Below are 17,777 nucleotides of genomic sequence, written 5' to 3'. Positions count from 1 at the left end.
TCGCGTCTTCGACGCATCGAGCCCCCAGCCTTTTTTGCTATCGCTGCCAGCACGCAACGGATGTTTATCCGTGATCGTGCCGCGGCCTGAATCCGTGCGTCCGCGGGACGCCAACGTGAGTGACGAACCATGAAATTCGCAGCCCTTGAAGATGCCCAACGCTTTCTGGCGAACAACCCCGATATCGACATGATCGAGCTGTTCATTCTCGATGCCAACGGCGTGCCACGGGGCAAACTGTTGCACCGCGAAGAGCTGCTGGCGGTGTATGAAAGCGGTCGTCCGCTGCCCAGCACCATCCTCGGCCTGACCTTGCAGGGCGAAGACGTCGAGAACTCCGGGCTGGTGTGGGACGTCGGCGACATCGACTGCCGCGCCTACCCGCTCGAAGGCAGCCTGGTGCGCTTGCCGTGGCGGCAGATTCCGACGGCGGCGGTGCAGGTCAGCATGCACCCGCAAGAAGGCATGCCGGCGAGCATCGCCGACCCGCGCCACCTGCTGATCAAGGTCGTCGACGGCCTCAAAGCCGAGGGTTACCACCCGGTGATGGCCTGTGAGCTGGAGTTCTATCTGCTTGACAGCAAGCGCGATCACAACGGTCGCCCGCAACCGGCGCTGGACGCTGACGGGGGTCGCCCACGGCACACTCAGGTCTATGGCCTGCGTGAGCTGGAACAGATCGAACCGTTCCTCGCCGACCTCTATGCCGCGTGCAAACTGCACGAGATTCCGGCGCGCACGGCGATTTCCGAATACGCCCCGGGCCAGGTGGAAATCACCCTGGAACACGGCGATGCCTTGCAGGCGATGGACCAGGCCGTGCGTTACAAGCGCCTGGTGAAAGCCGTCGCCCACAAGCACGGCATGCAGGCGACGTTCATGGCCAAGCCGTTCGACGATCTGGCCGGCACCGGCATGCACATGCACGTCAGCATCGCCGACGCCGAAGGTCGCAACCTGTTCGCCTCCGAGGACCCGGCCGGCACCCCGCTGCTGCGCACCGCCATCGGCGGCATGCTCGCCTCGCTGCTGGATTCGTTGTTGCTGTTCTGCCCCAACGCCAACTCCTACCGGCGTTTCCAGGCCAACAGCTATGCGCCGCTGGCACCGACCTGGGGCGTCGATAACCGCACGGTGAGCCTGCGCGTGCCGGGTGGCCCGGCCAACAGCCGCCACATCGAACACCGCATCTGCGGCGCCGACGCCAACCCGTATCTGGCGGCGGCGGCGATTCTGGCCGGCATCCATCGCGGCATCCGTGAAAACCTCGATCCGGGCGAACCGGTGCAAGGCAACGGTTATGCGCAAGCCACGCAGTTGCTGCCCACCGACTGGCTGACGTCCCTGACGGCACTGGAAAATTCGGCGTGGGCGCGGGATGCACTGGGTCAGGAATTTCTTGGGGTTTATCTGGCGGTCAAGCGTGCCGAGTATCGGCAGTTCATGGGCGAAGTGGGAGAGCAGGACTGGCGCTGGTATTTGACTGAGGCGTGAGCCCAATCAGCCCCCCAACCCCCTGTGGGAGCGCGCTAACTGCTCTTCATTTTTGCCTGGACCCTGACATGACTAACCAACGCTGCAATTCCTACTACACCGCCACCCTCAACCAGGACACCGATTACCCGACCCTGCAAGGCCAACACCGGGTTGACGTGGTGATCATCGGCGGCGGCTTCACCGGCGTCGCCACCGCCGTCGAACTGGCTGAAAAAGGCCTGAAAGTCGCCATCGTCGAAAGCCACAAAATCGGCTGGGGCGCGACCGGACGCAACGGTGGCCAGGTCACCGGCAGCCTCTCGGGCGACGAGGCCATGCGCAAGCAAATGCGCCGTACCCTCGGCGAAGACGTCGACGACTTCATCTGGCACCTGCGCTGGCGCGGACACCAGATCATCCGGCAACGGGTGGAAAAATACGGCATCGCCTGCGACCTCAAGCACGGCCACCTGCACGCGGCCTACAAGCCAGGCCACATGGAGGGCTTGCGCAAGGATTACGACGAAGCCGTGCGCCGTGGCATGGGCGACGAGGTCAGCCTGCTCGACCGCAGCCAGGTGCGCGACCTGCTGCAAAGCGACCTTTACCACGGGGCAATCAAGAACACCCGCAACATGCACCTGCACCCGCTGAACCTGTGCATCGGCGAAGCCCGCGCGGCCGAGAGCCTGGGCGCGCTGATCTTCGAAAACAGCGAAGTGCTGGAGATCATTCACGGTGATGGCCCGCACAAGCGCCCTGGCGTACGCACCGCCCACGGTCGCATCGACGCCAACCAGGTGCTGCTGGCCGGCGACGTCTACCACAAACTGGAACCGGGCCAACTCAAGGGCAAGATCTTCCCGGCCATGGGCGGCATCGTCACCACCGCGCCGCTGGGCGACCTGGCCAGACAGATCAACCCCGAAGACCTGGCCGTCTACGACTGCCGCTTCGTGCTCGATTACTACCGCCTGACTGCGGACGGTCGTTTGCTGTTCGGTGGCGGCGCCAATTACAGCGGCAAGGATTCCCGCGACATCGCCGCCGAGTTGCGCCCCTGCATCGAGCAAACGTTCCCGGCACTCAAGGGCGTGGCCATCGATTACCAGTGGAGCTGCGCGATGGGCATCGTGATCAACCGCATCCCGCAATTGGGCAAGCTCTCGGACAACGTCTGGTACTGCCAGGGCTACTCCGGGCACGGCATCGCCACCACGCACATCATGGGCGAAATCATGGGCCGCGCGATCACAGGACAACTGGAGCACTTCGACACCTTCGCCGCCTGCCAGCACATCCGCGTCCCCATGGGCGACCTGCTCGGCAACCCGATGCTCGCCGCCGGCATGTGGTACTACCAAATGCTTGAACGCCTGCGCTGAGGTATCCACGGGATACACCCGAATCGGCGGTGGGAGCGAGCGTGCGTGCGATGAGGCCGTCGCACGCCGCCATAATCTGCACACCGCCCGGAACAGGCCAGCGCCCACAGTTTGGTCTTCAGTCATTCAACCCATCGCTGCTCAGGTCTCCACCTGAACCACCTCGATGCCCAGCTTGCGGTAATCATCGATGTTGCCCGTCGCCACATGACGCTCGGTGATCAGCGTATGCAGGCGCGAACAGGGCGCCACCACGAACGGTTCGACCGCGCCCAGTTTGTCCGCCGTGGTGACGGCGATCACCTGCGAGGCACTGTCGATCAGTGCCTGTTTCACCGGCACCTCATCGAAATGCAGCGAGCTGATGCCCACCTCGGGATGAATCGCGCAAACCCCGGTGAACAGCAGGTCGGCCTTGATTCCCTGCAGCAAGCGAAGGGTCTCGTGGCCACTGACGGACAGGGTCGCCAGGTTGAGTTGCCCGCCCGCGAGGATGACCTTGATGCCTTTGTATTCAGCCAGGGTGATGGCAGTCATCGGCGAAGTCGTGATGGCGGTGATGGAAATGTCCGAGGGCAGCGAACGCGCGATCTGCAGCGTGGTCGTGCCCGAATCGAACATCACGATCTGGCCGTCCTCCACCCTTTCAGCGGCGAGCTGCGCCAGTCGGGTTTTCACCTCGTCGGTTTCGCTGATGCGGGTGAAGTAATCCTTGCCGGTGTCCTTGGGTCGCGGCAGCGCCCCGCCGTGCACCCGCTGAACCAGGCCGGCGCTGTCCAGCTCGGCAAGATCGCGGCGGATGGTGTCTTCGGACACGGCGAAATGCTGGCTCAACCCGGAGGCCATGACCTTGCCGTCGCGCTCGAGGATCAGGAGGATTTTCTGCCGACGCAGATGAGGGAGTTCGGCCGCGGAATGTTGATCATGCATGTCTTTGCCTGTTTATGCGTTTAGATGCGTGTTTTTGCGAGATTAGTCAAACCGTGCCATAAACACAAACAGGACGAGGCCGGATATCAATTGTTTCGATCTTTCAAATCACGAAGGCGAATTTTTTATTTGCGCGTGACCTGTTCAAGATGAGCGCCATCACAAAAAGCACCGGATGGACATCTCATGAATCTCAATTTCGCCTTCGCCTGCATGATCGTGGTCTCGTTTGCCATCGCGCTGGGCCACGCCTGATTCAAAGTGCCCGGCATTGCTCGATCCTGCCTTGCTCAGTCCCAGCTAAGTTTCAGTCGGTAGCCTTTCTCCTGCGCACTTAACAGCGCTGCCCAGGAGAATCGCTCGACATGAACCCGACACCCGCCGGCTGGCTCAACAAGGTGCCCGAAGTGACGCTGTCATTTTGGGTCATCAAGATCATGTCCACCACGGTCGGTGAAACCGGCGCCGACTTTCTGGCCGTCAACGCAGGCCTCGGCGCGGGCTGGACCAGTATCGGCATGGCGGCGCTGCTGGCCATCGCGCTGACCGGCCAACTGCGCACCAAGGCCTACACCCCCTGGATCTATTGGCTCACCGTTGTGCTGGTGAGCATCGTCGGCACGCAGATCACCGACATCCTCACCGACATGCTGGACGTCAGCCTGTACACCAGCACGGCTGTCTTCTCCGTACTGCTGGCGGTCAATTTTCTGGTCTGGTACCGGACCGAACACAACCTCTCCATCCGCGAAATCGTCACCCCACGGCGCGAGTGGTTCTATTGGACGACCGTGCTCTGCACCTTTGCCCTGGGCACCGCTGCGGGCGACCTGGCCACAGAAGCGCTGGGCCTGGGCTTCACCCTCGGCGCGGTGATATTCGGCGTATTGATTGGCGCCACCCTCGTCGCCTGGCGCCTGGGCGGCAACGTCGTGCTGACCTTCTGGATCGCCTACATCCTGACCCGCCCCTTCGGCGCCTCCCTCGGCGACCTGCTGACGCAAGCCAAAACCTACGGTGGCCTGGGCATGGGCGCGAGCTGGACCAGCGCGCTGTTCCTGTGCGTCATCGTCATTCTGGTGGCCGTCGCGCAAATAAGCGTCGGCAGCCGCAAACACACCACTGCGTAATCCTTCAACAGCCATTCAGGGACACTTCATGCGCTACGTTCAAAACGCCATTCGCCACCTTGCCATTGTTGGCGCCATTGCCCTGCTCGGCGTCGCGACCGGCTGCTCGAAACCGGCGGACAAACCCAATGCCGGTGCCGCTTCGGGCGCGGTCAGCAACCAGGCCGTCGCGGGCTCCAGACTGGGCGACTTGTCAGCGTTCCGCAGCATTGCCGCCGACGTCGCCGGGCGGGTCGACAAAAATGACCTGCCTGCGGCGAAAGCCCGGATCAAGGACCTGGAAACCTCCTGGGATGAAGCCGAAGCCGGCATCAAGCCCCGTGCCGCCAGCGACTGGCATGTGGTGGACAAGGCCATCGACCGCGCACTGTCTGCGCTGCGCAAGAGCAGCCCGGTCCAGAGCGACTGCAAAATCGCCATGGATGACCTGCTCAAGGCCTTCGACGCCATGAAAGCCACCCCCTGACCGATGGCCGCTACCTCCGTGAGGCGACAGCGGACAAACCCGGACACAGGTGCTTCAATACAGGCGCGACGGCCATCACCGTCGCGTCTTTTCTTACCGGAGCCGAACATGCGGATACTGCTGGTCGAAGACGACCCGATGATCGGCGACGTGATCCAGAGCGCCCTCACGGATGCCAGTTACGCCGCCGACTGGGTCAAGAACGGCCTGCTGGCCCTGGCTGCGTTGCAGACCCAGCACTACGATCTGGTGTTGCTGGACCTCGGTCTGCCCGGCAAGGACGGGCTCGATGTACTCGACAGTATTCGTGGCCAGAACAACCCCGTGCCGCTGCTCATCATCACCGCCCGCGACAACCTCGATGATCGCTTGCGCGGGCTCGATGGCGGCGCCGACGATTACCTGCTCAAACCCTTCGAGATGGCCGAACTGCTGGCGCGCATGCGTGCGGTACTGCGCCGTCACGGTGGCAGCGCCCTGTCGCGACTCGACAACGGCGTCGTGGCCCTGGACCTGATTTCCAAGGAAGCCAGCACGGAAGAAAATCCCGGCGTTCTGCTCTCCAGTCGCGAGTTCGCCTTGCTCCAGGCGCTGTTGATCCGGCCGGGGGCCATCCTGTCGCGCAGCGAACTCGAAGACCGTCTGTATGGCTGGGGCAATGAAGTGGAAAGCAATGCGGTGGAGTTCCTGATTCATGCGCTGCGCCGCAAGCTGGGAAGCCATGTCATCAAAAATGTCAGGGGTATGGGATGGATGGTTTCAAAAAACGTTTAGGCGAGTCGGTCCAGCTCAGGCTGAGCGTGGCCCTGTCGCTGGCCATCCTGACGGTCGCCATCGTGGCCGGGGTCTTCGCCTACGTTTCGGCCTTCGATGAAGCCCACGACATGCAGGACGACACCTTGCGCCAGATGGCCAAGCTCTTCGACCGCCAGCACATGACACTCCAGTACCCGGAAAATGGCGCGGCGGATGACGACGAGGCGCGCATCATTCTTCAGTACCTGGCCGACGGCAGCAAAGCCTCGGGAGACGATGATGCCGGCACCCCGCTGCCCTTCCCCACGACCCTGCCCGACGGCCTGTCGACCGTGCCCATTGCCGGCGAAGCCTTTCGTGTCCTGGTCAAGACCACTGCCCAGGGCGAGCGCATCGCCGTCGCCCAGGAAACCGGCGCCCGCGACAAGGACGCCCGCGCCAGTGCCTGGCGCAGTGTCCTGCCGTTCCTGGTTCTGCTGCCCATTCTGTTGCTGGTGGTCAGCGACCTGGTGCGCAAACTGTTCCGCCCCATTGCCATGCTTTCGTCCGAAATCGACCGCCGCGACGAGCAGGAACTGCATCCGATCGACGAACACCACCTGCCCCTCGAAATCCGCCCCTTCGTGGTGGCGATCAATCGGTTGCTCAACCGTGTCGCGCAGTCCATGGAGAGCCAGCGCCGCTTCGTCGCCGACGCCGCCCACGAACTGCGCTCGCCGCTGACGGCCCTGTCCCTGCAGGCCGAGCGACTGGCCGCCGTCGACATGCCGGCGCCGGCGCGAGAGCGGCTGGTGCCCTTGCGACGGGGCATCGAGCGCGGCAGACAATTGATTGACCAGTTGCTGACACTGGCCAAGGCACAGTCCACTGCGACCTGCGGGGCATCAACGACCTCCGTGCATGAGGTCTATCGCCGCGTGCTGGAAGATCTATTGCCGCTGGCCGAACGCAAGCACCTCGACATTGGAGTCGAGATCGAACAAGACGCGCGGGTGTGCATCAACGAAATCGACCTGACGGCCGTGGTGAAAAACCTGGTGGACAACGCTATCCGCTACACGCCGGCGCACGGCCGCGTCGATCTGACGCTGAAGAGGGAGAGCGGCCAGGCCCTGTTGCAGATCAGGGACTCGGGGCCAGGTATTGTCGTGGAGGAACAGGAGCGGGTGTTCGATCCGTTCTATCGCAGCCTGGGCACCGATGAATCCGGCTCGGGGCTGGGGCTGTCGATCGTCAAGGCGATCATGGACCGTAACGGGGCGCGGGTGAAATTGGGTTTCACGGATGAACGGGCCAGAAGCGGCTTGTGTGTGTCGTTGTGGTTGCGCGTCAGCAACTGAGCATGCCTTGACGGCCGATCAACCGGCCGTCAGTTGCTGGCAACGTGATCCACGTTGCCCGTCATCACCAGCGCCTTGAGCGACGCATCGAACTGTTTCAGCGCATTCACCTGCAACTCGGTTTGCTCGTTGATTTGCGCGGCGATTTGCGGAGCGGCTTTGCCATGCACCCACACCGAGGGCATTTGCTTGGCGCGTGAACCTTCAGCCTGGCCGATGTATTGCAGGTTCGCATCGTAGAACTTGGCGACAAACCGCGCTTCGACCTGGTCGTTGCGCTTGGACACCAGGCGGCTGAAGGTGTCGAGCATCACCACCACATCGGGATGCGCCTGTACGGCGGCGTCGAGGTTGTCGTAGACAGTCACCGAGGCGAACTGTTTCTGCAGCGACGCCATCAACCCGTTGAGCGCACGCTGCGGATCGGAACTGTCGACGAACGCCTTGGCGATTTGCGGATTCATCTGCGGGTTCTTCGCGCCATTGACCGCCACGGCGTGGTAGCTCTCAAGGTATTGCTGGGTGTTGACGGTGTTTTCGCTGTAGAGCACCGCCACCGATTGCGCGTGCCGCAGGCCAGCAGCGCTATCAGCCATCGGCAAGAAGTGGCAGGACTCCTGATCAGCGCCGAAGGCTGGCGTCATGGCTGCGACACCACAGCTTAAAAAGGCGACAAGCGTCAGCAGGGTGGAAGTTCTCATCGCGTTTGCTCCTTCAGAAACCGCTTTGGTGTATCGCCAGTCTCCTCTTTTTCCGGCAAAACAAAACTTGCATTCCTTGATGATAACTATCGACTGAACGAATGGTGGTGGGCGGTGGGCGACTGAGGCTGACAATCGCGCCCCCCCTGCTACAGCGAAGCTCCGCGCCGCATTCAACCGGGTCGTGAAATACCGTGATGACGCAGTTTGCGATAGAGCGTATTGCGGCTGATTCCCAGGCGGGCGGCAACATGGGCGATATGCCAGTGTTCCGCCTCAATCAACGTTAGCAACGTCTGCCGTTCGGATACTCCCAGCGGATTGTCGGCCAGCGCGGCTGTCGCGGGTGCTGCCGGCAGCAACTCCGCCAAGTCGTCGAGAGTGACACGCCCCTCCGATGCCAACGCTACCAGTGTGCGCAGACACGTACGCAGCTGCCGGACATTGCCTGGCCAAGGCTGCGTCAACAAGCGCTCTCTGACACCCGCGTCCAGCCGAACTCTGGCCCCTGCTGCCTCCTCGCGCAGCAACAGGTCAAGCAAACGGCCTTTGTCTGAACGCTCACGCAACGGCGGGAGCTGCACAGCGAACCCGGCAATGCGATAAAACAGATCTTCGCGAAAACGCCCCTCGGCCACACAGACGTTCAAATCCTGGTGGCTGGCACTGATAAGGCGTACGTCGAGCGCACGTGCCGTCGCGCCGCCCAGCGGCACCACCTGACGCTCCTCCAGCACACGCAGCAAGCGAGTCTGTAACGCCAGTGGCATATCGGCGATCTCATCGAGAAACAGAATGCCGCCATGGGCCTGCTCCAACTTGCCGATCATCCCGTCCTTGCGTGCGCCGGTGAAGCTGCCGCCGCGATAGCCGAACAGCTCACTCTCGATCAGCGTTTCTGGAATGGCTGCGCAATTGATCGCCACAAACGGCTGGCTCGCCCTGGAGCTGGCGCGGTGCAGCGCCGCAGCAAAAGCTTCTTTGCCGGTACCGGTTTCGCCCTGCAAAAACACCGGAACGTCACGCTCCAAAACGCGCAATGCGCGAGTAAAGCCGCGTTGCAGGCGCGGGTCTTCCAGGCACACGTGCACATCGTTGATTTGGGGGATTGCAGGCGTGACCAAAGGCACTCGGCGCAAGGGTTCTCGCAACTGTCCGTAGAGCAGGCGCCCGTCGACCAGCCGCATTGGCCAACAGACACTCGGCTGAGCGCTGGCCTGACTCATCACTTGATCGATCGGTGTTTCCAGCAGCATCGTCAGAGACTGCCCAACCACCTGGTCACGACGCAGGCCCAGCAGACCCAGCGCTGCATGGTTGACTGAACAGATACGGGCACTCTCGTCGAAACTGAGCAGACCTTCACCCAGTAACCCGACGAAGCCTGCCTCAGGGTGGAAGCGCAGCAAATATCGTTGCGGATCATGCCCCAGGAAAAAACAGCTCTCGATCAACTTGGCTGACAGGTTGGTCAACGCCATGGCCTTGAAGTGTTGCTGAAGACTGTGTTCTTCCCCCACAGAGGAGAGGTTGAGCACGGCAAGCAACTCTCCGCTCGCATCAAATATCGGGCTGGCCGAACACGTCAAACCAACGTGCTTGCCACGAAAATGTTCATCACGACGGATGGTGACGTCCTGACGCTCGACCAGGCAGGTGCCGACACCGTTGGTACCCTCGCAATCCTCGCTCCATACCGAACCGAGCCACAGCCCGGCGCGCTGGAACTCGGCCCGTTCGGATTCGTTGAACACACTGTCAATCGCCACACCGCGAGCATCGGTGAGTAGCACCACGTGGCCGTCACGCCCGAGTTGTTGGTGCAAGTTGCTCATCTGCCAGTGCGCCACGCAGATGATGTGTTCCAGTGGCGCGCGGTGATCCTGCAAGCGTGGGTGCTCCACGACATTTGTCGCGCGGCGGCTGGCAGGATCGAGCTGATACTGATCCAGGCACCGGCGCCAGGATCGTGTGATGGCCAGGTCAGCAAGAGGGCCATGGGTGGCGTGAGCGCCCTGGACGGCTTGCAGCACTTGTTGTGCATGGGCGTTGATCAAGGCCGGCTTCATTATTCTTGTTCTCCGTTACGGTCAGGACACGGGTCTGTTCGCAGCTTATATGAAAAGACCGCAACGAGCGTTTTTTGTACCAAGTGACACTCTGTCACCCACCCTTTCCAGAATCGTGACAGATCTCCGGATCCAAGCCTGAGCAATATGGCTGCAGCGGCTCTGCAATGGTGCTTTCACGAAGGTGGCCCGAGCCTTGCTGTGGGCCAAGTTGTACAAAAACAACAAGATCGGGAGACACCCCCATGAACATCGCTGTCGAAACACCTCTGCAAACGCCGACTGCTCAGCTCGCGGCTTGGGTCGAACACCTCGGCGAGCGTCTCGCCCAACGTGATTTGGATGGTGCACTGGAACTGTTTGGCGAAGAGTGTCACTGGCGTGACCTGCTACTTTTCAGCTGGAATCTGGTGACCCTGGAAGGCAAGCCTGCCATCCGGGACATGCTCGAAACACGCCTCGACCAGACGCGTCCTGAGCGATGGAAGCTGGAAGGTGAGGCGACGCTGAGTAACGGTGTGCTCGAAGGCTGGATCAGCCTGGAAACCGATACGGCGCGAGGTAAAGGCTACGTGCGTCTAAAGGAGGGACTGTGCTGGACGCTGCTGACGGCCATGCGTGAACTCAAAGGCTTTGAAGAGCCCAGCGGCCGCCGTCGTCCAATGGGTGCCAATCATGGTCACACCCATGCCGACAAACGCAACTGGCTGGAACGCCGTCGTGATGAAGAAGCTTCGCTCGGCTTCAGCACCCAACCTTACTGCCTGATCGTGGGCGGCGGCCAGGGTGGGCTGGGGCTCGCTGCGCGGCTCAAGCGAATGGGCGTACCCACCCTCATCGTCGACAAGGCCGAACGTCCTGGCGATCAGTGGCGTGGCCGCTACAAGTCGCTGTGCCTGCACGACCCTGTCTGGTACGACCACATGCCTTACCTGCCCTTCCCCGATCACTGGCCAGTGTTTACCCCAAAAGACCAGATTGGCGACTGGCTGGAAATGTACACCAAAGTGATGGAGCTCAATTATTGGCCGCGTACGGAATGCCTGAGCGCCAGTTTTGACGAGCAAAGTGGCGCCTGGAAGGTTGAAGTGCAGCGCGATGGCGAGCGTGTGACGTTACAACCTACCCAGTTGATCCTCGCCACCGGCATGTCTGGCGTACCCAATGTTCCCCGTTATCCGGGTGCCGAGGTGTTCAATGGACAACAGCATCATTCCAGCCGCCATCCCGGCGGAGATGCCTGGAGCGGCAAGCGTGCGGTGGTCATCGGTGCGAACAATTCGGCTCACGATATCTGCGCCGACCTGGTGGAGAACGGTGCCGAGGTGACCATGGTGCAACGCTCCAGCACCCACATCGTGCGTTCCGACAGCTTAATGGATCTCGTCTTCGGCGGGCTCTACTCTGAAGACGCCCTGGAGACGGGGTTGACCACGGACAAGGCCGACATGCTGTTCGCCTCGATCCCCTACAAGGTCATGCCAGACTTTCATCGACCCATCTTTGACGCGATCAAGGAGCGTGACAAGGACTTCTACGAGCGCTTGACCAAGGCCGGCTTCATGCTCGATTTCGGTGACGACGAGTCTGGCCTTTTCATGAAGTACGTACGCCGTGGTTCTGGTTACTACATCGACGTCGGCGCCTCCGAACTGATCGCTAATGGCACGATCAAGCTCAAGAGCGCGCCAAGCCTGGGTGTAGAACGCATCGAGGCAGATGCCGTCGTACTCAACGATGGCAGCCGATTACCGGCCGATCTGATCGTCTACGCCACGGGCTATGGCTCAATGAACGGTTGGGCGGCGAAGCTGATTTCCCAGGAAGTCGCTGACAAGGTCGGCCGCTGCTGGGGCTTGGGTTCTGGAACCACGAATGATCCTGGCCCGTACGAGGGCGAACTGCGCAACATGTGGAAGCCAACACAGCAGCAAAACCTCTGGTTCCACGGTGGCAACCTGCACCAGTCACGGCATTATTCGCTGTATCTGGCACTGCAGTTAAAAGCGCGCTTCGAAGGCATCGACACATCCGTCTACGGCCTTGCCGAAAGCCACCACACTGGCTGAGTCAAATGGCGCCCAACCGTGGTTGGGCGCCTCTCCACAATGCCCCGGATGCAGCCTGAAGATACCCGCCCGGGCTCCCCGTTGCCCGGTTTCAGCGTCAGGAATAGTGTTGAGCTAATGCCGCAGAGCACGCCAATGCCCTGAATGTGACATCAGGGCAGGTGTCTTCGCCGGACGCTGACTTTCCGACAACAAGCCCAATCGGTGTTGCTCGGTATTGATGCGTATAAAGATTCAAGCGTTCTTTTTTTGCAGGCTTTTCAGACGCAGCGTCGCACGCTGCACGGCAGCCATCTTTTCCGGGCGCTTCATGCGCTTCCATTTTTTGATGTCCTCCTTGGTGCGACCGCAGCTCAGGCAAAGCTCGCTGTTCAGTTGGCAAACAGAAATACAGGGGTTTTCGATATCCTTGGCCATGCTTCAACTCTTCATAAAGCGTTTACGCGCCAAGCGCTGCTGCCAGTCACCCGCGTTCATCCGCCGACATTGCTCTTCACTGTCGAAGTGCAGGTGAGCCATCACTTGGCTGATTTGAATACCCGCTGCGAGTAGCGCCTGAGTGGTCAGCTCAAGCATACGTTTGTCCTGTCCACAGGCAAGCGCTTGATTCCTGCTGGCGAGGGTGTCGAAAACCCAAACAACTATCAGGCTGGATGGGAACAGCGCGTAATCCACCTCGTGGGTCAACCAGGAGAAACCCACAATCTCCGCTTTGGCCGTCTCGCAGGCCTCGGTAAGGGCGGTAATCAGGCGACGCTCAAGTTGTGCCTGTTCGCGCTTGCTCAAAAGCATATATCGATCCTTACTTTCATCTCGGCGGTGCTGCTTATGTTGCCGGGAGGAGTGTTTCCCGACCATTATCAACTGTTTGGCAACGTCAAATACCACGAGAAACCAGCCCAAGGATGCGTTGAGTTCAAACACGCGGAAGTCGCCCTGACGGGAAGACACGCGCCTTGATCGCCTTAGGGCCGACATTGCATAGGTTGCCCGCGAATGATGACGTACATGGTCTCATCAATCATCGAGTTCCTCACGGCAAATCCACATGTTGCCTACCTGGCGGTGTTTCTTCTGGCACTTTCCGAGTCAATCCCGATTATCGGCGCTGTCGTTCCCGGCACTGCCGTGATTCTCACGCTCAGTGCCTTGGTACCGAGCGGCGTATTACTGCTCTGGCCGTTGTTGGTCGCCGCTACGTCAGGTGCCATCGCGGGTGATGGTCTTTCGTTCTGGCTCGGGCATCGATACAACCGCGAAATTCTTGGTTTCTGGCCTCTGAGCCGCCACCCTGAACTGATTCAGAGAAGCGAGGCCTTCTTTGAGCGTCACGGCGCCAAGAGTGTGTTTTTCGCGCGCTTCGTACCGGGTGTCCGCGCCGTCATCCCCCTCCTCGCCGGCATGCTGGGGATGACGGCCAGTCGATTCTATGCCGTCAATATTGTCTCGGCGCTCGCTTGGGCTTCGTCGCATATCCTGTCCGGTGTACTCGTTGGCGCAACATTCAGCATTCTTGGAGCGGCTGCCAAGCCGCTGGCGATCCTGCTGGTCGTACTACTCGCTGTGGGCTGGGTACTCCTGTACATCGTGCGCTGGACGTTGCGTCGCGGCATCCCCGACGTCATCGACGCATGGGGCCGCCTGCAGTGCCGGGTCGGGGCTCACGACACCTGGTTGAGCCGCCGTCTCAGCCATTTACTCGATCCTTCGCGGCCCGAAGCACGAACTCTCGCAGTGTCAGCCGTGCTTCTCGTCGGTGCAGCCTGGCTCTTCTTTGGCATCCTTGAAGATGTCATCACCGGCGACCCGTTGCTGCTCGTCGACAGTGCGATATACCACGTGCTCCAGGATCTTCGAACAGTGCCAGGCGATGCGGTGATGATCGCCATTACAGAGCTCGGCGACACTACAGTCGTGGCTGCGGTAACGCTGGCTGTCTTGTCATGGCTCATCTGGAAACGCGCCTGGCGTACAGCGGCCTATTGGCTGATTGCGATTGCCGGCGCTTCAGCACTCAACTCGGTCATCAAAGTGGCGCTGCATCGAGTTCGCCCCGGCGAGCTTCTCTACTCCGGCTGGAGTGCATTGTCCTTCCCTAGCGGCCATAGCACGGTCAACGTCGTGCTCTACGGTTTCCTCGCCTTTCTCATCGCGCGTGATTTGCACCCGGCCTGGCGCCTCGTGGTCGCTCTCGGCGCAGCAATCCTGATATTTCTGATCGCCTCCTCGCGCCTCTACCTCGGTGCGCATTGGTTTTCCGACGTTATCGGGGGATTGGCATTCGGGTCGGCCTGGCTGGCGCTGCTCGGACTGTCCTACCTACGACGCCAGGTTGGACACGTTGGACCAAAGGGCCTACTCGCCGCCGGATGTTCAGCACTGATACTTGTGGGGGGACTCAATATCTATCGCAGCCATGCCGCCGATATCGACCGCTATGCTGTGAAAGCAACGACTCCAGGCATGACCGCCACCGATTGGTGGGCGTCGGGCTGGCAGCAAGTGCCGGTACGACGTATTGACCTCACGGGCGACACAAATGAGCCCATGTCGTTCCAGTGGGCCGGTGATCTGAACGACTTGCAAGATATCCTGCAAAAACAAGGTTGGAACGACTCGGCGGACTGGACACCAATGAACGCACTGAATTGGTTTAACTTCCAGACTGGCCCGGCAGCTCTCCCGGTCATTCCATTTTTCGCCGGCGGTCGCCTCCCTTGTCTCACCCTCGTTCGAGCGAATAGTGATGAAGCTTTGAGCCGTTCGCGTCTCGTACTTCGCGTATGGGTCGTCGAATTGGAGCTTACAAACGAACGGACTTCATCGCTGTGGATGGGCTCGGTTGTCGAGGAACGCATTTATCACCCCATGTCCCTCATTACCTTGACGTCTACACAGCCTGATGTGAATGCGCCACGAAGCACGCTGGCTGTTGCTTTTGGCGATGCACGACTTGTGCCTCGCCCTCCAGGTACGGCAGACGGGGGTTGGGATGGCAAAGTCCTGTTAGCTCGCCATACCAAAACCACCCGTGGCCCAAGCGCTCTGTGCAACCGGTGAGTTGCTCAATCCGATCGCCATTCTTCTGCACCCTGCCTGAACAATTATTGTTTCTGGAGTAACAGCAATCCTTTGCGCCGCCCCATAAAGTCGCTGATAGCACCCGAGAATATCTTGACGAGCATTGCGGTCGACTCGGCAATCCCCTCGATGACCCCGACGGTCAATGCACTCGCACCCAATGTCGTCACCAAAAATACAGGTAGCAAGCTGTGTACCAGCTCAGAAGACAGATCCATGAACAGGCTGACAAAGCCCAACGCCCAGATCGTCCCCGGAATGCGAAGACGCTCGGCTTTGGTGGTTGGACTTTCGCTACTCATATTCAAGCGTTTCCAAGGGGAAACTCCAAGTGAAAGCTCGTACCTGCTTCAGTGCTATCAACGGATACGCGACCGCCATGCAGTTGCATGATTGAGCGAACAATGGCCAATCCCAGCCCCCCGGAATCGTCGGGTTGATTGCGTGAGGGGTCACACCGGTAAAAGCGCTCAAACAATCGCGGCAGATGCTCTGCTGCAATCGGCTCGCCGTGGTTGTGCACCGTGATTTCGAGCGTGTCCTGCGAAACCTCGCTGCTGACCGTCACTGCAGAGGCGGGCGTTGCGTAGCGCAGCGCATTGGCCAGCAAGTTAGCCAATGCTCGACGGATCAAGCCTGGATCACCCCGCAACTGATCCTGAGTCTGGTTGATCAGTTGCACATCTCGCTCCTGCGCCACGCCTTCGAAATACTCACATAGCTGCTCGATCAGATCGTGCAGGTTGATTTGCTCGAATTTTACGCAAGCGTTTGGCTGCTCGGTGCGAGCGAGAAACAGCATGCTGTCGATCATTCGGGCCAGCCTTTCATACTCTTCCTGATTGGAAACCAGCAGGTTCTGATAGTCCTCGATAGAGCGACTGCGCCTCAGGGCTTGCTGGGTATGTCCCATCAGGTTGCCAAGCGGGGTTCGCATCTCATGGGCGAGATCTTCCGAGAAGCGTGAAAGCTGGGCGAATCCGTCCTCAAGGCGTGCAAGCATCTGGTTGAGGGCGCTACAGAGCAGCTTGAGCTCATTCAGTTCATTGAACTGATCCAGCCGCAGATGCAGATGCTGCACATCGATTCCGGCTGCGCGCTTGGCCAGCAGGCGCACAGGGTGCAAGCCTCGTTGACTGACCCACCAGCCGAGTGCAAAAGCCAGAAGCGCACCGACTGACATGGCCAGCCAGAGCTTGAGCCGGTAAGCCCCCAGCATCTGGTCGCGTTCCCCCAGCAACTTGCCAGCAATCAGGGTCAAACCGCGATCACCCTGTATGACATCCTGCCAGGCAAGTCGCACTGGCTCGGAGGAGTGATCGTCAACGAGGCGAGCGTGGGGTGCAGCGGGTAACTTCGGCAACGTCATTCGCACTGGATTGATTTCGATTAACACCTTGCCAGTGTCATCGACGATCCATAGCAGACTGTCGCGATTGCCCAACATGTTTTCGTAGAGCTTGGGCCGACCTCGCAGTTGCTCGATGCTGTCGCTATCGCTGATCAAGGCTTGCATTCGCTCCAGGCGCCCCAGCAGGGCCTGATCATCGCGCCAGGCAATCTCTCGCTGCAACGATTGATAAAGATAAAAACCAATGGAGCCCAGTAACAGCGTGCTGACCAGGGCGAACATGATCGCCAGGCGCAGGCTCAGGGTGCGCGGAAACAGTTTCAGGATTGCACCTCAAGCATGTAACCGATGCCGCGCACCGTGTGTATCAACTTCACCGCGTAAGGATCGTCAACCTTGGCCCGCAGTCGACGGATGGCAACATCAACCACATTGGTGTCACTGTCGAAGTTCATCTGCCAGATCTGTGAGGCAATCAGCGAACGCGATAACACCTCCCCTTCACGACTGAGCAGCAGATGCAGCAGGGCGAACTCCTTGTTGGTCAGGGTGAGGCGTTCTCCATTGCGCGTGACCTTGCGTCGCAACAAGTCCAGGCTCAGGTCGCCAGCCACAAAATGCTCAACCTCGCGAGGCGGGCCACGGCGTAGCAAAGTGCGTACGCGTGCCAACAGCTCGGCATAGGAAAAGGGTTTGACCAGATAATCATCGGCCCCCAACTCCAGCCCTTTGACCCGATCATCCACCGAATCACGTGCGGTGAGAAACAGTACCGGGGTCTGCCACTTACGCCGGATGATTTGCAGCAATTGCCAGCCATCCAACCCCGGCAGCATGACATCCAGAATGATCAGATCGAACTCACTCTCCTGTGCCAAATGCTGGCCATCCAGCCCGTCAAGGGCGATCTCTACCGCATAGCCCGATTCAGTCAGGGCTTTGCGCAGGTAATCCGCCATTTTCGTTTCATCTTCAACCACCAGGATACGCATTTTTTCCTCCAGGACTGGAGCACAGGCTAGC

At 60.3% G+C, this 17,777-nt stretch carries 15 protein-coding genes and 1 pseudogene; 8 read left to right on the top strand and 8 right to left on the bottom strand.

Annotation, left to right across the window (positions count from 1 at the left end; genetic code table 11):
- Nucleotides 1-129: 129 nt before the first annotated feature.
- Nucleotides 130-1,494 carry a glutamine synthetase family protein gene (locus BLV61_RS27630; protein ID WP_090468731.1) on the top strand — a complete coding sequence of 455 codons (1,365 nt, stop codon included), beginning with the start codon at nt 130-132 and terminating at the stop codon, nt 1,492-1,494.
- A 68-nt stretch (nt 1,495-1,562) separates the two neighbouring features.
- Nucleotides 1,563-2,861, top strand: a complete 1,299-nt coding sequence (locus BLV61_RS27625) for an NAD(P)/FAD-dependent oxidoreductase (RefSeq protein ID WP_090468728.1) — start codon at nt 1,563-1,565, stop codon at nt 2,859-2,861.
- Between the two features lie 141 nt (nt 2,862-3,002).
- Here BLV61_RS27625 and BLV61_RS27620 read toward each other — a convergent pair whose 3' ends face one another.
- Nucleotides 3,003-3,791, bottom strand: a complete 789-nt coding sequence (locus BLV61_RS27620) for a DeoR/GlpR family DNA-binding transcription regulator (protein WP_090468726.1) — start codon at nt 3,789-3,791, stop codon at nt 3,003-3,005.
- A 365-nt stretch (nt 3,792-4,156) separates the two neighbouring features.
- Here BLV61_RS27620 and BLV61_RS27615 point away from each other — a divergent pair, with 365 nt between their 5' ends.
- The 4 genes from BLV61_RS27615 (at nt 4,157) to BLV61_RS27600 (ending at nt 7,483) form a co-directional block, all read left to right on the top strand.
- Nucleotides 4,157-4,921 (top strand): COG4705 family protein, encoded by a 765-nt coding sequence (locus BLV61_RS27615; protein WP_090468724.1) that lies wholly within the window; start codon nt 4,157-4,159, stop codon nt 4,919-4,921.
- Between the two features lie 28 nt (nt 4,922-4,949).
- Nucleotides 4,950-5,387, top strand: coding sequence for a hypothetical protein (locus BLV61_RS27610; protein WP_090468722.1), 438 nt, complete (start codon nt 4,950-4,952; stop codon nt 5,385-5,387).
- A 108-nt stretch (nt 5,388-5,495) separates the two neighbouring features.
- On the top strand, nt 5,496-6,161 hold the full coding sequence (locus BLV61_RS27605) for a response regulator (RefSeq protein WP_047528059.1): 666 nt from the start codon (nt 5,496-5,498) through the stop codon (nt 6,159-6,161).
- Complete coding sequence (locus BLV61_RS27600; RefSeq protein WP_090468719.1) at nt 6,137-7,483, top strand: ATP-binding protein; 1,347 nt, start codon at nt 6,137-6,139, stop codon at nt 7,481-7,483. The genes BLV61_RS27605 and BLV61_RS27600 overlap by 25 nt, the downstream gene beginning before the upstream one ends.
- Nucleotides 7,484-7,512: 29 nt before the next feature.
- Here BLV61_RS27600 and BLV61_RS27595 read toward each other — a convergent pair whose 3' ends face one another.
- Together BLV61_RS27595 and BLV61_RS27590 are read right to left on the bottom strand one after the other, a co-directional pair.
- On the bottom strand, nt 7,513-8,184 hold the full coding sequence (locus BLV61_RS27595) for an ATPase (RefSeq protein WP_090468717.1): 672 nt from the start codon (nt 8,182-8,184) through the stop codon (nt 7,513-7,515).
- Between the two features lie 173 nt (nt 8,185-8,357).
- Entirely contained in the window at nt 8,358-10,253 is a 1,896-nt protein-coding gene (locus BLV61_RS27590) for a sigma-54-dependent Fis family transcriptional regulator (protein ID WP_090468714.1), read from the bottom strand.
- 245 nt (nt 10,254-10,498) lie between these two features.
- On the opposite strand from BLV61_RS27590, the gene BLV61_RS27585 reads away from it, so the two are divergent.
- Nucleotides 10,499-12,322: an NAD(P)/FAD-dependent oxidoreductase gene (locus BLV61_RS27585; RefSeq protein ID WP_090468711.1), complete on the top strand. Its 1,824-nt coding sequence runs from the start codon at nt 10,499-10,501 to the stop codon at nt 12,320-12,322.
- A gap of 234 nt (nt 12,323-12,556) precedes the next feature.
- Here the strand turns inward: BLV61_RS27585 and BLV61_RS27580 are convergent, their stop codons facing one another.
- The gene (locus BLV61_RS27580; RefSeq protein WP_047528048.1) at nt 12,557-12,739 is read right to left on the bottom strand and encodes a DUF1289 domain-containing protein; all 183 of its coding nucleotides are present in this window, start codon (nt 12,737-12,739) and stop codon (nt 12,557-12,559) included.
- Nucleotides 12,740-12,742: 3 nt separating this feature from the next.
- Entirely contained in the window at nt 12,743-13,114 is a 372-nt protein-coding gene (locus BLV61_RS27575) for a hypothetical protein (RefSeq protein ID WP_047538475.1), read from the bottom strand.
- 216 nt (nt 13,115-13,330) lie between these two features.
- Between BLV61_RS27575 and BLV61_RS27570 the strand changes: the two genes are divergently transcribed.
- On the top strand, nt 13,331-15,382 hold the full coding sequence (locus BLV61_RS27570) for a bifunctional DedA family/phosphatase PAP2 family protein (protein ID WP_244159927.1): 2,052 nt from the start codon (nt 13,331-13,333) through the stop codon (nt 15,380-15,382).
- A gap of 56 nt (nt 15,383-15,438) precedes the next feature.
- Here BLV61_RS27570 and BLV61_RS27565 read toward each other — a convergent pair.
- The 3 genes and pseudogenes from BLV61_RS27565 to BLV61_RS27555 all read right to left on the bottom strand — a co-directional run.
- Nucleotides 15,439-15,705: pseudogene (locus BLV61_RS27565) on the bottom strand (MFS transporter); the annotation flags it as partial.
- Nucleotides 15,706-15,707: 2 nt separating this feature from the next.
- On the bottom strand, nt 15,708-17,078 hold the full coding sequence (locus tag BLV61_RS27560; RefSeq protein WP_047528044.1) for a heavy metal sensor histidine kinase: 1,371 nt from the start codon (nt 17,076-17,078) through the stop codon (nt 15,708-15,710).
- Nucleotides 17,075-17,746, bottom strand: coding sequence for a heavy metal response regulator transcription factor (locus BLV61_RS27555; protein ID WP_090468709.1), 672 nt, complete (start codon nt 17,744-17,746; stop codon nt 17,075-17,077). Before BLV61_RS27555 ends, BLV61_RS27560 begins: the two co-directional genes overlap by 4 nt.
- Between the last annotated feature and the right edge of the window lie 31 nt (nt 17,747-17,777).

This window comes from Pseudomonas mohnii (assembly GCF_900105115.1).
Classification (GTDB): Bacteria; Pseudomonadota; Gammaproteobacteria; order Pseudomonadales; family Pseudomonadaceae; genus Aquipseudomonas; species Aquipseudomonas mohnii.
This window is presented reverse-complemented; position numbering and strand designations above follow the sequence as displayed.

What these genes read in the sequence shown, in the direction of transcription:
- BLV61_RS27630 (WP_090468731.1), top strand. Translation starts at nt 130, where the DNA reads ATGAAATTCGCAGCCCTTGAAGATGCCCAACGCTTTCTGGCGAACAAC.
- BLV61_RS27625 (WP_090468728.1), top strand. Translation starts at nt 1,563, where the DNA reads ATGACTAACCAACGCTGCAATTCCTACTACACCGCCACCCTCAACCAG.
- BLV61_RS27620 (WP_090468726.1), bottom strand. Translation starts at nt 3,791, where the DNA reads ATGCATGATCAACATTCCGCGGCCGAACTCCCTCATCTGCGTCGGCAG.
- BLV61_RS27615 (WP_090468724.1), top strand. Translation starts at nt 4,157, where the DNA reads ATGAACCCGACACCCGCCGGCTGGCTCAACAAGGTGCCCGAAGTGACG.
- BLV61_RS27610 (WP_090468722.1), top strand. Translation starts at nt 4,950, where the DNA reads ATGCGCTACGTTCAAAACGCCATTCGCCACCTTGCCATTGTTGGCGCC.
- BLV61_RS27605 (WP_047528059.1), top strand. Translation starts at nt 5,496, where the DNA reads ATGCGGATACTGCTGGTCGAAGACGACCCGATGATCGGCGACGTGATC.
- BLV61_RS27600 (WP_090468719.1), top strand. Translation starts at nt 6,137, where the DNA reads ATGGATGGTTTCAAAAAACGTTTAGGCGAGTCGGTCCAGCTCAGGCTG.
- BLV61_RS27595 (WP_090468717.1), bottom strand. Translation starts at nt 8,184, where the DNA reads ATGAGAACTTCCACCCTGCTGACGCTTGTCGCCTTTTTAAGCTGTGGT.
- BLV61_RS27590 (WP_090468714.1), bottom strand. Translation starts at nt 10,253, where the DNA reads ATGAAGCCGGCCTTGATCAACGCCCATGCACAACAAGTGCTGCAAGCC.
- BLV61_RS27585 (WP_090468711.1), top strand. Translation starts at nt 10,499, where the DNA reads ATGAACATCGCTGTCGAAACACCTCTGCAAACGCCGACTGCTCAGCTC.
- BLV61_RS27580 (WP_047528048.1), bottom strand. Translation starts at nt 12,739, where the DNA reads ATGGCCAAGGATATCGAAAACCCCTGTATTTCTGTTTGCCAACTGAAC.
- BLV61_RS27575 (WP_047538475.1), bottom strand. Translation starts at nt 13,114, where the DNA reads ATGCTTTTGAGCAAGCGCGAACAGGCACAACTTGAGCGTCGCCTGATT.
- BLV61_RS27570 (WP_244159927.1), top strand. Translation starts at nt 13,331, where the DNA reads ATGGTCTCATCAATCATCGAGTTCCTCACGGCAAATCCACATGTTGCC.
- BLV61_RS27555 (WP_090468709.1), bottom strand. Translation starts at nt 17,746, where the DNA reads ATGCGTATCCTGGTGGTTGAAGATGAAACGAAAATGGCGGATTACCTG.